Genomic DNA, 15,118 nt, shown 5'->3' with positions numbered 1-15,118 from the left:
GGGAGGATTTCCGTCCATGTATCAACTGCTTGTCGTAGACGACGAACCTTATACGGCCAAGACGATTGAAGAAGGCGTAAGCTGGGAGCGCCTGGGCATATCTACCGTGCACATCTCGCACAATATTCGGCGTGCGAAGGAGATTATCGAGAATCAGAGGATCGATCTGATGATTTGCGACATCGAGATGCCGCAAGGAAGCGGGCTGGAGCTGATGGAGTGGGTGAAGGAGCATGCGCCTTCGGTCGTCTGCATTTTTTTGACCTGCCATGCGGATTTCAAATATGCGCAGCGGGCGATTCAGCTCGGCAGCTTCGAATATTTGCTGAAGCCGATCCGGTTTCCCGAGCTGGAGGAGGTAGCGGGAAAAGCGCTCGGGAAAATAGCCGGAGAGCGGGAACAGCATGCGGAACGGGAAAAATATTTAAAATACTATGAAATGTGGACTTCCCATGAGCCTGTCTTCATCGAGCATTTCTGGCGCGATCTGCTGACGGAAATGATTCCTTCCGAGCCGCGGCATATCCGGGAGTATTTGTCCAAAGGCAATGTGCCTTACGACGATAAAACCGCCCATCTGCCCGTGCTGGTACGCATCCAGCGCTGGCATAAGGAACTCGTTCTCCGCGAGGAGAAAATGCTGGAGTTTGCCTTGCATAACGTCATGCAGGAGCTGCTTGGCGAATACCGGATCAAGGGGCAGCTCGTGCAAGTGAACCGCGAGATGCTGGTGCTGATCATTCCCGATATGGCCCCGGCTCCCGTCGGGCTCGAGAAGCTTCAGCAGCTGCTGCAGCATTTCATCAAAGCCTCCAACGAATATTTGTATTGCAGTCTATGCTGCTATATCGGGGAAACGTCGGCTGCTCACGACATGGTCGGCATGTACCAGACGCTGGTGAAGATGGACGCCGACAATATACGGCTCCGCAATCAGGTGCTGGTTCTGCCTCGCGAGAAGACGCCGAGCCGGAACGACGATGCGATGCCCGAGCCGCCTCTGCTTGTCTGGACGGAGCTGTTGAAGCAATATTCGGAGAACGAGCTGCTGTCGGCAATAAGGGCTTATCTCGATGTTGTGGAAAAGGATGAACGGCTTCATGCGAAGTGGCTCCGGGAGTTTGATCAGAACATGCTTCAAATCGTGTATCATTTTCTTCACCTGAAGGGACTCCAGGCGCATCGGATTTTCGACGACAATAAAGAAGCGGCACTGCGGGCCACGCGCTCCGTCGACGATTTGTTCAAGTGGATGCAAGTGCTTGTGAGCCAGTCGATTCGGCATGCGCGGGAAGCCGAGAAAACCTTAAACGTGGTGGAAAAGGTGAAAATCTATATCCAGGCGAACCTGACAAACCCCGACTTAACCAGAGACGAAATCGCCGCTCACGTCTATTTGAACCCGGACTATTTGACAAGAATGTTCAAGAAGGAAACGGGGATGGCGATCTCGGATTATGTGGCGAAGGAACGGATGGATTTGGCGAAAGAGCTGCTGCGGAAAACGAACAAGTCCATTAACACGATCGCCGGCGCCATCGGTTATTCGAACTTCTCCAACTTCGCCCGCATGTTCAAAAAGTGGACGGGGCTCGCTCCGAACGAATTCCGCCAATCCCCTGAAAGGCAATCCTGAAGCTGGAAGACGGCGTTTCGCCGCCCTTCCAGTTTTTTTTCTGGCTGCCGGGAACAATAACGTGTCGGATTTCACTCAGGAAGAAGTCTTGCATTAGGTAGAGACGGCAGGGCAACATTCAGTAAGATTAGACTATCCAATCGGGGAGGTTGATCGAACAGATGAGAAAAAGAAAGCGGGTTCATTGGGTGATGGCCGCTACGCTGATGTCCGGCGCGATGTTGTCCGCATGCTCGAGCGGGCAATCCGAAAGCACAAGCCCGGCACCGTCCGACTCCGCAGCGAACGGTAAGCTTTATGAAATTACGATGGCTTATCCCGGTACGGGGCAGAAGGACATCGCCCTTGTTCAGGACGAGGTGAACAAGCTGGTCAAAGACAAGATCGGGGCGACGGTGAAGCTGCTGCCGATCAATTTCGGGGCATGGCAGCAGCAAACGAACCTGATGCTTTCCTCGAACGAGAAGCTGGACATCATGACGGTTCTGGGCAACGAATATGCCACACGCGTCGCCAAAGGACAGCTGGTTGCACTGGACGACCTGCTTGCCAAAAGCGGCAAGGACATCTTGAACGCCATAGATCCGGCATACCTGAACGCAACGAAAATCAACGGCAAGCTCTATGCGCTGCCCACCATTCGGGATTTTGCAGCCGGCCCCGGCATTCTGATGAGAAAAGACCTGATCGACAAATACAAGATCGATGTCAATGGCATCAAGACTTACAACGATCTGGAGCAAGTGTTCAAGACGATCAAAGACAACGAGCCCGGTTTGAGCCCGCTTGTTCCGCTGAGCGGCGGGAGTATCAACCTGACCTTTACGGACCTCATGAATACAAGCGATTTCGATACACTGGACGATTCGATCGGCGTGCTTCCCGGCTTGGATAATCAGTTTAAGGTTGCCAACCTGTTTGAAGACCCTCAATATTTGGACCGGCTAAATCTGGTCAGGCAATGGTATTTGAAGGGGTATATCCCGAAGGAAGCGGCGACGATGAAGGATACCGCCCAGACGCTGATGAGTGCGGGGAAAGCGTTTGCGTATTTCTGCAGAATCAAGCCGGGTATCGAAGCCCAGGAAATGACGGCAACCGGTCAACAGCTTGTAGCCGTCCAATTCGCCCCGCCGGTCACCCAAACGAGCAACATTACGATTCTGATGCAGGGCATTGCCCACAATTCCAAAAACCCGGAGAAAGCACTGCAATTCCTCAATCTGCTCTACTCGGACAGCAAGCTGCTCAATATTTTGGATTATGGGATTGAAGGCACGCATTATGTCAAGACGTCGGATACGATGATCGATTTTCCGCAAGGAACGACCGCAGCTACGAGCGGCTATACGAATTCGAGTATCTTTTTCGGCAATCAATTGATCACCTATGTGTTTAAAGGGAATGAGCCGGATATTTGGAGCAAGCTGAAAGATTTTAACCAAAAGGCGAAAAAATCGAAGGCGCTGGGCTTTATCTTCAATGTCGACCCGGTGAAAACGGAATCGGCTTCCGTGACGAACGTCCTTAATCAGTATAAGGGAGGCCTCGAAACCGGAACGCTCGATCCGAAGGAAACGCTCCCGAAAATGATGGACAAGCTGAAAGCGTCCGGTCTGGACAAGATCATTGCCGAGAAGCAGAAGCAGCTGGACGCATGGGCCAAAAACAACCAATAGGAGGAATGAACCTTGCAACACATCGTATTGATTGGCGCAGGCACGATGGGCGGCGCCCATGCATCCTGTTATATCGGCCTGCCTCAGGCCAAGCTCGTTGGAATCGTCGATTCGCAGCTGGACAGGGCGGAACGGCTGGCGCAATTTACCGGCGCCCGGGCGTTTGCCACGCTGGAAGAAGCTCTTCAGTCACTGGATCAGGTCGATATCGTCGACGTATGCGTGCCTACGTTTCTGCATAAGGAATTCGTGCTGAAGGCAGCCGAGCATCGCAAGCATGTCATTTGCGAGAAGCCGCTTGCCGGAAACTTGCCGGATGCTCTGGAGATGATCGACTTTTGCAAAGCCCAGGAGGTTCGGTTGTTTGTCGGACATGTGTTGCGATTTTTCCCGGAATACGAGAAGGCCAAATCCCTTCTGGACAGCGGGACGATCGGTCAAGTGGGCGTCGTTCGCATGACCCGCGCCGGACGTATGCCGAGCGGCTTCAATGACTGGTACGCGGATACGGCGAAGAGCGGAGGCGTCGTCATGGACTTGTCCATTCACGATATCGACTTTCTGCGCTGGTGCTTCGGCGATGTGGAACGCGTCTATGCCAAAAGCTTGCATGGACGAGCCAATCAGACAGGCCGAACGATGGACTATGGGCTTGTTACGCTTCGTTTCCAGAACGGCGTGATTGCGCATGTGGAAGGATCTTGGGCGCATGAAGGCTTTACGACGAAATACGAGTTCGCCGGTTCGGGCGGTATCATCGATTTCGACAGCGGCAGGGATAAGCCGCTTGCCTTGACCCGCAGACAGGCGGAAGAAACGGCGAACGGCGTCCACGTACCGGAAAGTCCGGTCGCGCAAAATCCTTACGCCCGTGAATTGCAGCATTTCCTCGAATGCCTCGAAGACGGCTCCATCCCGAGGGTCACGGCGGAGGACGGTTACAAAGCGGTAGAAATCGTGCTTGCAGCGATCCGGTCGATGGAAACGGGCCAGCCGGTCACATTATAAACAGGGAGGGACGATCCGTGAAAATCGGTATTATCAGCTTGGCGCATATGCATGCGCTTTCCTATATCCAGGTCATGCTTGGCATGAAGGACGTGACAATTGTCGGCATCGCCGAAGAGGATCAAGCCAGGCAGGAACAGTGGACCGAATTCCTCAAGCCGCTCCATATTCCGTTCCTGTCGAGTTATCAGGAACTGCTGGAGCAGGATGTCGATGCCGTCATCGTCACATCCGAGAATGCGAAGCATCACGAGCATGTTCTTGCCGCGGCGCGTGCCGGCAAACATGTGTTGTGCGAAAAACCGCTCGCGACCAACCTGAAGGACGCGCAGGAGATGATCGACGTATGCAAGGAGAACGGCGTATACCTGGGCACGGCCTTTCCGGTTCGATACAGCACGCCGGTTGCGGAAGCCAAAAAAGCGATCGATGCCGGCCAAATCGGCACCATCCTCGCCATTAAAGGAACCAACCACGGGTTTATCCCGGAAGGCTGGTTTACGAATCCCGCTTTGTCGGGAGGAGGGGCGGTCATGGACCACACCGTACATCTGGTCGACCTGATGAGATGGATGATGGGGACCGAGGTTCGGGACGTCTATGCGGAGTATGACAGTCGTTTCTCCGACGATCCGATTGACGATTGCGGCATCGTGACTCTGGAGTTCGATAACGGTGTTTTCGCTACCATCGACTGCAGCTGGTCGCGCAAGAAAATGTATCCGATCTGGGGCGACGTGACCATGGAGATCATCGGCACGGACGGCATTCTGTACGTGGATGCGTTCGGCCAAAAAGTCAACGTGTACAGCGAAGCCGCGGGTGTGAAGTGGGACCCTTGGGGCGACAACATGGATACGGGCCTTATGCACGATTTCATCGATAGCATCCGCAATGGGAGAGCCCCTTCGGTAACGGGTCTCGACGGTTTGCGAGCGACAGAAGTCGCGCTGGCCGCGTACCAGGCTGCCGACCAGAAGAAGACGGTTGTGCTCCGATAACAGGAGCGCCGATAGGAAAAAGCCCAAGCTGTGATCCACGCCGGTTAGCGGTATGTGCGGCGGATCACAGCTTTTCTAAATGCGAACAAAGCGCGGAAAGGGGAGCACAAAATGGAACAAGCCGCTGTAACCGTACCCGCAACGATAACCCGAACCCGAAGCAGAAGAAAAGCGAAACGTTACGGCTTGCTGGCTTTAATGATGGTGCCCGGATTGCTTTATTTTTTGATTAATAATTACCTGCCGATGTTCGGTTTAATGGTTGCGTTTAAGGACGTTAACTTTTCAGAAGGCATGTTTAGCGGCAAATGGGTAGGGCTCAAAAACTTCGAATATTTGTTTAAAACGACGGACGCCTACATCATCACCCGCAATACACTTTTGTACAACGGCACCTTTATTATTATCAACACGGTGGCCGCCATAGCGGTCGCTATTCTCCTGAATGAAATCAAAAACAAGCTCTTCATGCGTTTCTACCAAAGCGTCGTGCTCATCCCTTATCTCATCTCGACGATCATCATCAGCTATTTGGTTTTTTCCATGCTCAGCACGGAAACGGGGTTCGTAAACAAAACGATACTGCCTTTGTTCGGTATGGAGGGGATCTCCTGGTACAGCGAAGCGAAATATTGGCCATTCATATTGACGATCGTCAATATATGGAAGGGCGTCGGTTTCCTATGCGTTATCTACCTCGCTTCCATGATCGGGATCGACCCCGAGTACTACGAAGCCGCTACGATCGACGGGGCATCGAAATTTCAGCAGATCCGCGCCATTACGCTTCCTCTCATCGTACCGACCATCATTACGATGACACTGCTTGCGATCGGACGCATTTTCTATTCCGATTTCGGCTTGTTCTATCAGGTGCCGATGAATGCGGGAGCCTTGTACGATACGACGAATGTAATCGATACCTATGTGTATCGCGGATTGATGCAGCTCGGAGATATCGGCATGTCGTCGGCCGCGGGGATGTATCAGTCGCTGGTCGGTCTCGTTTTGGTTCTGGTTTCCAATTATATCGTGCGAAAAATCAATAGGGAAAATTCGTTGTTTTAAGGAGGGAGCCGAGCATGAATCAAGAAAATCGTCTTTGGCAATGGAGCTCTCACGTCATCCTGCTTTTGATTTCGCTAGCGTGCCTCTTCCCGTTCGTGCTGCTGATCGTCTCCTCGTTTACGAACGAACAGTCGATCGTGCGTGAAGGATACTCCTTTTTTCCGAAATCGCTCAGTCTTGATGCCTATGCGTATTTGGGAAGCAGATGGGAAGAAATTGTACGGGCTTATGGCATTACGATCTTCATTACCGTCGTGGGTACCACCGTCGGTGTGCTCATTACGGCGATGCTCGCCTATCCCATCTCCAAACCGGATATGCCCTATCGCAATTTGGTCGCCTTTTTGATCTTTTTTACCCTTCTGTTTAACGGCGGACTCGTTCCGACTTATCTGATTTACACGCAAGTGCTGGATATGAAAAATACGATCTGGGCGTTAATCGTACCCGGTTTGTTGACGAACGGCTTTAACGTGATGATGATGCGCTCGTTTTATTCGACGTCCATTCCGGCGCCGGTTATCGAGTCGGCGAACATAGACGGGGCGGGAGAATTCCGCACCTTCTGCTCGATCGTATTTCCGCTGTCCTTGCCGATCCTCGCGACAGTCGGGTTGTTCGAGCTCGTTCTTTATTGGAATGACTGGTTCAACGGCATGGTGTATGTGACGGACAGCAAGCTGTTCAGCCTGCAAAACTTGCTCAACCGAATTTTGATGGATATTCAGTTTCTGGCATCCAGCAATTTGAATGCTGGCAGCCTGCAATCCAAGCCGATGCCAAGTGAAACGGTAAGAATGGCGATCGCCGTAATTGGGGTCATTCCGCTTCTGATCGCTTACCCGTTCTTTCAGCGTTTCTTTGTGAAAGGACTCGTTATTGGGGCAGTAAAAGGATGAACGGTGGTCGCTGTTATTCATAGGGTTATCCTCATCTTTCAGCGATTTGCGTTCTTGATTGGTAATGCCATAAGTCGTCTTCTCCGGGGTTCTCGGATAGGACGACTTTTATTTTTTGAATAAGGCCTTCAAGAAATAAATAAACGCGTTGACCGTCTGGGTGGGGGTGCATAAAAACTTGTATACTGTTTGTAACGAAACGGACGGATCGTAGTCATATGGATGGGTGGAAGGGAGCAGGGGATGGATTTCGAGCCGATTTACCGCCGGCATTTTCGGGATGTGTATTCGTTCGTATACGCATTGAGCCGCAACGAGACGGTCGCGGAGGAAATTACGCAGGATACGTTTTTTAAAGCGTTGAGAAGCATCGATACGTTCAAGGGGCAGTGCAAAATGAGCGTCTGGCTGTGCCAGATTGCCAAAAACAGCTATTTTACCTATATGGACAAGCAAAAGCGGTTCGCGCCGGAGCCGGGAGCGCTCCAGGAGAGCACAAGCGGCGATCCTGTCGAGGAAGCGGTCTTGAACAAGGAGGAAACGATGCGCATTCATCGGGCGTTGCGCCGATTGGAAGAGCCGTACAAGGAAGTGTTTATGCTGAGGGTGTTCGGGGAGCTGTCATTCGCTCAGATCGGCCAGCTGATGGAGAAGACGGAGGGCTGGGCCCGCGTCACCTTCTATCGCGCCAAACAACATATTCAGCACATGCTGAAGGAGGAATCCGCTTTATGAGCAAAACGCCATGCGATCTGATCGGGGATCTGCTGCCCCTGTATGCGGACCAGGTGTGCAGCGAGAGCAGCCGGTCCATCGTCGAAGACCATCTGGCCGAGTGTGCCGATTGCCGCGAACAATTGAAGCAGATCCGGGACGAACTGAACGTCCCGCTGCCGGCGGTTGAGCAGAACCGCGGCGAAAGCCGCATGCTGCAAGGGCTGTCGGCGGTCTGGAGCCGTTCGGTGAAGAAGGCTTACTGGAAAGGCGCGGCCATAGCCGGTCTTCTCGGTGCGGTTATCGTAGGGGGATATTTCGGGCTGGTCCATTGGAATGTGACGACCGTATCGGGCGATCAGGTGCAGATTACCGACGTGAGCCGACTGGCCGACGGACGGATCGTGTATCATGTGAAGCTGACGGATGGCTATGCCCTTAATGAGGTACGATTCGATGACGACGCGAACGGCAATCTGTATTTGACCCCTTACCGGCCGGTAATCAAGTCGAAGCCGATTACGGGTACCGGCCTGTTCAACAAGTATTATTGGTTTAACGAGCAGGAGCCGATGGGGGGCAAGGACATTACGGCGCTCTATTTCGGGACGCGGAAAAACGCCGTTCTGGTCTGGAAGAAAGGGATGAGCCTGCCGGCGGCCAGCGAGAAGGTAGAGGCACTGCTGCGCGACTAGCTGCGTACAACCTTTACGGCTGCACCGCGTCTATATAGAGAGAAGAAATTTCCTATATTTTAAAAAGATGGGGGATGAAGACTGATGAGAATGCGGCGTTTGCGGCAGGGTACGGCGCTGGGGGCGGCATTATGCTCCATCGCGATGTTCGCTTGGTCGGCGAATGCGGAAGGAAGCGGATTTCGGGACGTGCCGGCAGATCACTGGGCTTACCCGTCCGTGAGCTGGGCCCACGATCAAGGTATTGTAGACGGTTATTCGGACGAATCGTTCCGTCCCGATCAGCAGGTCGGGCAGATCGAGTTTACGGCGATGCTGCTCCGGACATTCAAGCCGACCGATTTTGACGACAAGGCAGGGACAGACGTGCATTGGAGCGCCCCGTACCATTCGTATGAATCGGCCATGCGCTGGCGCTTCGTCGAGCAGAACGAGCAGGACACGGCGGTTAACGAGCAGGGGGAGCCGTATGCGTCGAGAGGGTACGTAGCCCAATTGGTCGCGGCGGCAAACGGCAGGCATTACAGCCGGTCGGATGCGGTCCGATATATGCTGGATGCCGGATTTTCCGAAGGGAAAACGGCGGCTACGGAGGAAGGATACATGCCCGACGAAACGCTGACGCGAGCGGAGGCAGTCACTTTCGTCCGTCGATTGAGTGAATCGATGACGAACCTGTATCCGAGCCCGCGGCTGGAAACGGCTTACGATCCCGCCACGGCGCACCGAAGCCCGGCAGAAAGCATGCCATTGCAAGTGCAGAATCCGCCCGACGATCCGCTGTTCCGTTATTCGAAAATCGGATTCGATGAGCCGCGTTCCGGCTATGTGCGAATCGGCGGCCCTTCCTATACGGTGACGGGCGTCGTCTACGAAGCTTTCGGGAGTGCGCTGACCGTGGAAATCGACGAAGTGCGAACCGGAGAAGGGTTTGTGCCGGTGAAGACGGTGGAAACACCGATGAAGGAGGGTACGTTCCGGGCCGAGCTGGTTATGCCGTCCCCAGGTCTTTACCGGGTGTCCGTCATATCCGAATCCCATGTCGTACACAGGTCGGGTACCGCGTTGATCACCTGGTTTTACGTGGACTACAAGCCGGACTGAAGCGGGACCGCCGGATAGGGGGGGAGAAAGGAAGAGAACAGGGGAGCAAACAAAACGGGAGCGCAGCATAAGCAGCCGCGCTCCCGTTCATACGTTCTCAAGCAAACATTCAGTTGTTGTTCATCAAGCCGAGCTTGATCGCCAGACGTTTCAGCATGACGGCGGCCTGCGCGCGACTCGATTGCTCCTTCGGCGCGAAGGCCGAGTCGGAGACGCCGTTCATGATGCCTTCGCTTACGGCGCTTGCAGCGGCGTCGCGCGCCCAAGTGCTGATCGTGCCGGCATCGGCGAACGGCTGCAGGGCGGATGCTTTGCCCGCTGCCGTCGGCTTCGCTGCGGCAAAGTCGGAAGCGCGCACGGCGAGAACCGCAAGCTCCTCGCGGCTGATCACTTGATTCGGACGGAATGTGCCGTCCTCGTAGCCTTCGATCAACCCGGCTTTGGAGGCGGTGGCGACAGCGCCCGCATACCAGTCGTTGGCGCGTACATCGCTGAACGGCGAACCGCTTTGCGCGGCAAGACCGAGAGCGCGTACGAGCAGAGCAGCGAATTCAGCGCGGGTGATTGACTTGTCCGGAGCGAATTCGCTGTCCGTTACGCCTTTCACCAGCAGCTTGGAGGCCAGCAGCTCGATATCGGCTTTTGCCCAATGCGACTGCGTGTCCCCGAACGATTTGCTGAAAGCTGCAACTGCATAGATGCTGTTGCCGGTCCGCTTGATCGTGACGACGGTGGAGCCGCCGGCTTGTACGAATTGGGCGGGAACGAACGTCATCTCGCCGGTTTGCGGATCGATCACCGCTGCGGTAGCGTGAGCCGGCACAGTGCCGGACAATGTGATCGAGCGCTCCACGTAGCGGTTTCCGAAGCTGTCCAGCGAGAGCTTCTTGTCGCCTGCTTGAACGGTCAGGCGGAAATCGTAGGCGTCGCCAATGAGGCTTCCGCCTTGCGCTTTTGCACCATTCGCGATCGCTTCCGCGTCCGCTCCGGTTACTTTCTCCAGCGTAATCGTCAGCTGCACGTCTCCGGCAACCGCGCCCAATTGGCCGGCGAGCGCGCCGAGATCGAGCAGATCGGCGGGAAGGGAGTAGCTCGTCCCGCCCGATTTGACGACCAGCACGGCGCCTTTGACCGCTGCAGCCGCATCCGCCAACGCTTTGGCCGGGAGGGTCAGCATGGCGACCGGTTGAGCGGCCGACAATTCGACGATGATCTGTTTTGCTTCGCCTTCCTGTTTTTGCAGCAAAGCGACGGCTTGGGCTACCGTTGCGGCGTCAAGCGTGGCTTTCGTTGCCGCTTTGCCGTGCTCGTCGGTCGTTTGCACCGCGGTGGCCGCGATCGTTACGCCGTTACCGGTCGCTGCGGGAGCCGGCTGCTGAGTAGAACCGCCGCTTCCCGTCGGTCCTCCCGGATTGCCCGAATTGCCGGACGAATAGCTGCGGGTCGTCACGGTCGCGGAAGGTCCGTTCGTGCTCCAGTTACCGGCCGCATCCCCGGCTTCGACCTTGAAGCTGTACGTTGTGCTGGAAAGCAGACCGGTGACCTCGTAGACGCTGCCGGTAACCGTAGCGATCTCGCGGGTCCCTTCGTAAATCTTATAGGCGGTGACTCCTTTGTTGTCAGTGGCGCCGGACCAGGACAGCTGAAGCCGGGTCTGATCCACGTTCGTCGCGTTCAACTTGGCGCCGCTGCTCCATGTCGGCTTCTCCGCATCTGGAACGTATGTGACTTGAATCGACTTCTCGTTCGTCTTCATGCCGTCGACGTACACGGCAAACGTAACGGTATTGCCGCCTTCCTGAAGGCTCACGCTGCCGGTGAAATCGCCGCTATTTGCGTCGAAAGCTGCCGCGCTGCCGTTCAGCAGAACGTTGACGGACGAGCCGGCGCCGAGCACCTTGACGTTTCCGCCGAAATCCGTTGTCGACACCGTCTTGCCGTCATAGCTGAGAGGCCCCGTTAAGGCCGCCGCTCTGACGTCGTCGCCGATATTGTACGCATTGGCAACGAGCTGGCGCTTGGTGCGCACGCCGTTCTCGTCGAGCGCGGAGATGACCATGCCGCCCGGAGGAATGGCGCTGTTGTTATCCTGAGGCGTAGTCCAGTTCCAGTTGATCGCCTGCGATTTGTTAGCCATTTGGATGACTTTGCCGTTCGCGTCCGCCACGACTTCGACGCCGAAACGGTTGCCTCCGGTGGACGTGCCGAACTCGTCGTTGTACACGGTCAAATCTCCGAGGTTTCGACTGACATTGTAGTAGTTGCCCTCGATAAAGGAGGACGAGTCACCGGGCTTGCTCATGCCGATCTGGTAATCCTTTACATAGGCTTCATCTTGGATGGAAGCTTTAATAATCGGCCAGTTGGCGAGAGAAGCGTCGAACAGCATCAGTCCGTTCGAGCTGCCAAGCGCCGTCTGGAAAATTTCCCGCTGTAAGGCCGGGGACTGCAGGTCGGCCAGCGCCATGCCCGCGTACAGCGGCACTTCGCCGTTGGTGACGATCGAATCGATCGTGATGTAGCGTTGAATTTCCGGCGTCGTGCTGTAATAGGTGCCGACCATCAGGAAGTCCATATGGTCGATATAGCCGGTTTGGTAGTAAGCGTCGGTATAGATGGAATCGGTCGGGAATTTCAAGCGGCTGTCGTAGCGGAAGTTTTTGCTTCCCCAGTGAACGCCGTTCAAGTAATATGACTCGAACCAGGCGCCTACATAGGCCGACGTCTGAATCTTTTTCCCTTTCGACGCCGTGTAGCGGTCAACCAGGTCGCGCGTCTGCTTCACGAAGCTTTCGATCGTTCCGGACCGGAACTCCCACCAGTCCTGGAGAAGCGGACCGTTCACACGCTTGCCGTTCGTATAGCTGAAAATGTCGTTCGGCCAGTTGGTTAGCGTCTTGCCCCGCTGCTGCAGGAACGTCTCGAACTTGGCTTTCGTCAAGTCGCTGAAGTCGGCGGTTTCGTTGTCGTAACGGCCACGGTCAAGAATGATGCCGTCGACGTCATAGTTTTTCATGACCTCCTCGAACGTCTTCAGCTGGTAGTCGCGCACTTCGTCGTTCGACGGATTGACGAACAGCACGACTGCGCCGCCGGATGCGTCGGACAGTCCTTTCTTGCCGTATTCGCTTTCTCTCAGCCGCTTGATTTCGCCGTTGTCCTCCGGACGGAATACCCGTTCCTCCCAGTCCAGATGCTGATCGATCACGGCATAATCCCTCAGGGCGATGGACCCTTCGGCGAATACGTTGAACGCCGCGTGGATTTTCAGCCCGAGCGCGTGCCCGTGCGTCAGGAACAGCTCGAGCAGGTCGATATCGGGATTCGAGCCTTTGCGGTCGTTGGCCGTCATCTCGCTGACATAAGGGCGGTGCGACAGATCGTTTTTCTTGTACGACACGAAGCCTTCCACGCCTTTGACGTCAAAAGCGACATCCGTTACGCCCGCGTCCTTGGCATGCTTGAGGAAATTCAGGACGCTTGCGCTGGACTGCAATTTCTTCGCATTGGACGCCTGGTCCACCCACAAAATGACTTGCTTGTCCGACGTCAAGGACGGACGGCTGTAGACGACGACCGATTTGCGGTCCAGCTCTTGGCCGTTCTTGGACAGCACGACGTCGATATAGTTCGGGCCGGCGGCAAGCGCCGTTTCGTGACGGAAGGTGCCGTCCGCTTGCAGGACGGCCGCCTGTCCGCCGATGGCTACGGAAGCGCCGAGCGGATTCGTAACTTTGCCGGCAATCGTCGTAGAGGCGGCTGCCGTCGTATACGTCGCGATGCCGTCGAGCTGCATGCGCGGGGTAGCGCCCACGCCGCTCATCAGGTCGGATACGGAAACGACGTTGCCGTTTTTGCGCAGCTTGACGACGTCGCCGACCTTGAATTTGGTTGCCAAATACTTCTTGATATCGTAGGTATTATAGCTGCTGTCTTGGGCCATCACGACATAGCCGCCCTGCGGGATGTCCAGGTCTCCGCCGATCCACGACGGGGCGCTGTTGCCGTTGGCCGGGTTGATCATCTTGGTCACCTTGTTGTTGGCGTCGACTTGAATAGCGACGTTGGTGGCCGGAATGGATATTTTCGTGCCGTATTCGTTCGTAAACAAGGCAATAATGTTCGAGATGCCGGTTACGTCCTTATCGACATAGTTGATTGTCTTCTTCGGGCCTTCCACGATGATCGTAATGTCATCCGGCGGCGCCTCGATCTCGATCAGGGCGCCGTTAGATTTCACATACGTGAGCTCAAAAGGGATTTCTTGCACGAAGCTTCCGTTTTTCAGAAGCTTGACCGTGATCGTATTGGTCCCTTCAGTCAGCGTGACCGTCTGGCTGAACGAGCCGCTTGCCTGAACGGCCGCATCCGCGTCGCCTACTTTTACGGCCAAGCCATTGTCGGGCTCATAGTTCAATACTTTGCCCTGAATCGTGTAGGTAGCCGAGGATACCGTAGCCCCGGACCCGGTCACTTTAAGCCCGGGCATCCCCAGGAAATCGGCTGCGGTGACCCGTGCGCCTCCGCGCTCGAGGGCTATCGTATCGCCGACCGGGAACAGATTGTACAGAGCCTTGCGAAAGTTTTTGTTGGCCCAGCTATTGTCCGAGGCGAGGAGCACATAGCCTCCGGGCGGAATCGCAACGTTTTGAGCGACGTCCCAGCTTCCGGGCGTCCCGTAGACAACGTTTTTCGGACCTACCAATTTCAGCACGACGCCCTGGGCATCGACCTGAATCGCGGTATTGTTCTGCTTGACATATACCGCATTGCTGTCATTGGCCACATTCGTGATGACCGTTCCGCTTGTAAAAAGAGCTACATAATCGCTTCGCTGCGGATGATCCACGTCCATGTTCACATAGTTCAGCTTTAGCCTCTTGCTGCCGTCGGGGGATACGGCATACACGTCGCCGGTCACCGATCCGCTTCCGCTATCAGCTGCCAGCGCCGCCGTTCCGAAGGACGGAAGCAGCGTTACGAGCAGACATACGATAAGGAGCGCGTTCAATCTGGACCATGTCGTTCTCATAATTCACCTTCCTATGCAGTCGTTTTGAATACGTTCTCAATTATAGTTGGGAGCGGTTTCAACAAACAAGAAAAATGATGACTATTTTTGGCATTATGATGACTATTCGCCGAGGAGCTGGAAGGTCCGCCGGGTCAAATCGGCAATGAATCGAGGGAATGAAGGAGTGGCCAACTGGCCGGCGCGAACCCCAAGAACGAGCGCAATCGCATGCGAAGTCTCCCCCGGCGTCTTCTCCCGCGGCGTCAGGTTTGGTATACTGGTCCTGTTGATACGCTTCCA

At 55.1% G+C, this 15,118-nt stretch carries 10 protein-coding genes; 9 read left to right on the top strand and 1 reads right to left on the bottom strand.

Translation table 11 applies throughout. The features are described 5' to 3' along the window. The first annotated feature begins 16 nt into the window (after positions 1-16). The 9 genes from ABD796_RS28885 to ABD796_RS28845 all read left to right on the top strand — a co-directional run bounded on the left by ABD796_RS28885 (position 17) and on the right by ABD796_RS28845 (position 9,804). A complete protein-coding gene (locus tag ABD796_RS28885; RefSeq protein WP_344914931.1) occupies positions 17-1,636 on the top strand; it encodes a response regulator transcription factor in 1,620 nt (539 codons plus the stop codon). 161 nt (positions 1,637-1,797) lie between these two features. After that, the gene (locus ABD796_RS28880; protein ID WP_344914929.1) at positions 1,798-3,315 is read left to right on the top strand and encodes an ABC transporter substrate-binding protein; all 1,518 of its coding nucleotides are present in this window, start codon (positions 1,798-1,800) and stop codon (positions 3,313-3,315) included. 12 nt (positions 3,316-3,327) lie between these two features. Beyond that, complete coding sequence (locus ABD796_RS28875) at positions 3,328-4,323, top strand: Gfo/Idh/MocA family protein (protein WP_344914927.1); 996 nt, start codon at positions 3,328-3,330, stop codon at positions 4,321-4,323. A gap of 17 nt (positions 4,324-4,340) precedes the next feature. Then, positions 4,341-5,324 (top strand): Gfo/Idh/MocA family protein, encoded by a 984-nt coding sequence (locus ABD796_RS28870; RefSeq protein ID WP_344914925.1) that lies wholly within the window; start codon positions 4,341-4,343, stop codon positions 5,322-5,324. Between the two features lie 111 nt (positions 5,325-5,435). Beyond that, on the top strand, positions 5,436-6,392 hold the full coding sequence (locus ABD796_RS28865) for an ABC transporter permease (RefSeq protein WP_344914923.1): 957 nt from the start codon (positions 5,436-5,438) through the stop codon (positions 6,390-6,392). 14 nt (positions 6,393-6,406) lie between these two features. Next, on the top strand, positions 6,407-7,291 hold the full coding sequence (locus ABD796_RS28860; RefSeq protein WP_344914921.1) for a carbohydrate ABC transporter permease: 885 nt from the start codon (positions 6,407-6,409) through the stop codon (positions 7,289-7,291). 243 nt (positions 7,292-7,534) lie between these two features. Next, positions 7,535-8,026, top strand: coding sequence for an RNA polymerase sigma factor (locus tag ABD796_RS28855; protein ID WP_344914919.1), 492 nt, complete (start codon positions 7,535-7,537; stop codon positions 8,024-8,026). After that, positions 8,023-8,700 carry an anti-sigma factor family protein gene (locus ABD796_RS28850; RefSeq protein ID WP_344914917.1) on the top strand — a complete coding sequence of 226 codons (678 nt, stop codon included), beginning with the start codon at positions 8,023-8,025 and terminating at the stop codon, positions 8,698-8,700. Before ABD796_RS28855 ends, ABD796_RS28850 begins: the two co-directional genes overlap by 4 nt. Before the next feature lie 84 nt (positions 8,701-8,784). Then, the gene (locus tag ABD796_RS28845) at positions 8,785-9,804 is read left to right on the top strand and encodes an S-layer homology domain-containing protein (protein ID WP_344914915.1); all 1,020 of its coding nucleotides are present in this window, start codon (positions 8,785-8,787) and stop codon (positions 9,802-9,804) included. A 109-nt stretch (positions 9,805-9,913) separates the two neighbouring features. On the opposite strand, the gene ABD796_RS28840 is transcribed toward ABD796_RS28845, so the two are convergent. Further along, positions 9,914-14,836, bottom strand: a complete 4,923-nt coding sequence (locus ABD796_RS28840; protein ID WP_344914913.1) for an S-layer homology domain-containing protein — start codon at positions 14,834-14,836, stop codon at positions 9,914-9,916. Between the last annotated feature and the right edge of the window lie 282 nt (positions 14,837-15,118).

Source organism: Paenibacillus hodogayensis, from assembly GCF_039536325.1.
GTDB classification, from domain to species: domain Bacteria; phylum Bacillota; class Bacilli; order Paenibacillales; family NBRC-103111; genus Paenibacillus_AB; species Paenibacillus_AB hodogayensis.
Note: the sequence above shows the minus strand (reverse complement) of the source record. Positions and strands in the feature narration are given on the sequence as shown.

What these genes read in the sequence shown, in the direction of transcription:
- ABD796_RS28860 (WP_344914921.1), top strand. Translation starts at nt 6,407, where the DNA reads ATGAATCAAGAAAATCGTCTTTGGCAATGGAGCTCTCACGTCATCCTG.
- ABD796_RS28880 (WP_344914929.1), top strand. Translation starts at nt 1,798, where the DNA reads ATGAGAAAAAGAAAGCGGGTTCATTGGGTGATGGCCGCTACGCTGATG.
- ABD796_RS28885 (WP_344914931.1), top strand. Translation starts at nt 17, where the DNA reads ATGTATCAACTGCTTGTCGTAGACGACGAACCTTATACGGCCAAGACG.
- ABD796_RS28840 (WP_344914913.1), bottom strand. Translation starts at nt 14,836, where the DNA reads ATGAGAACGACATGGTCCAGATTGAACGCGCTCCTTATCGTATGTCTG.
- ABD796_RS28855 (WP_344914919.1), top strand. Translation starts at nt 7,535, where the DNA reads ATGGATTTCGAGCCGATTTACCGCCGGCATTTTCGGGATGTGTATTCG.
- ABD796_RS28850 (WP_344914917.1), top strand. Translation starts at nt 8,023, where the DNA reads ATGAGCAAAACGCCATGCGATCTGATCGGGGATCTGCTGCCCCTGTAT.
- ABD796_RS28865 (WP_344914923.1), top strand. Translation starts at nt 5,436, where the DNA reads ATGGAACAAGCCGCTGTAACCGTACCCGCAACGATAACCCGAACCCGA.
- ABD796_RS28845 (WP_344914915.1), top strand. Translation starts at nt 8,785, where the DNA reads ATGAGAATGCGGCGTTTGCGGCAGGGTACGGCGCTGGGGGCGGCATTA.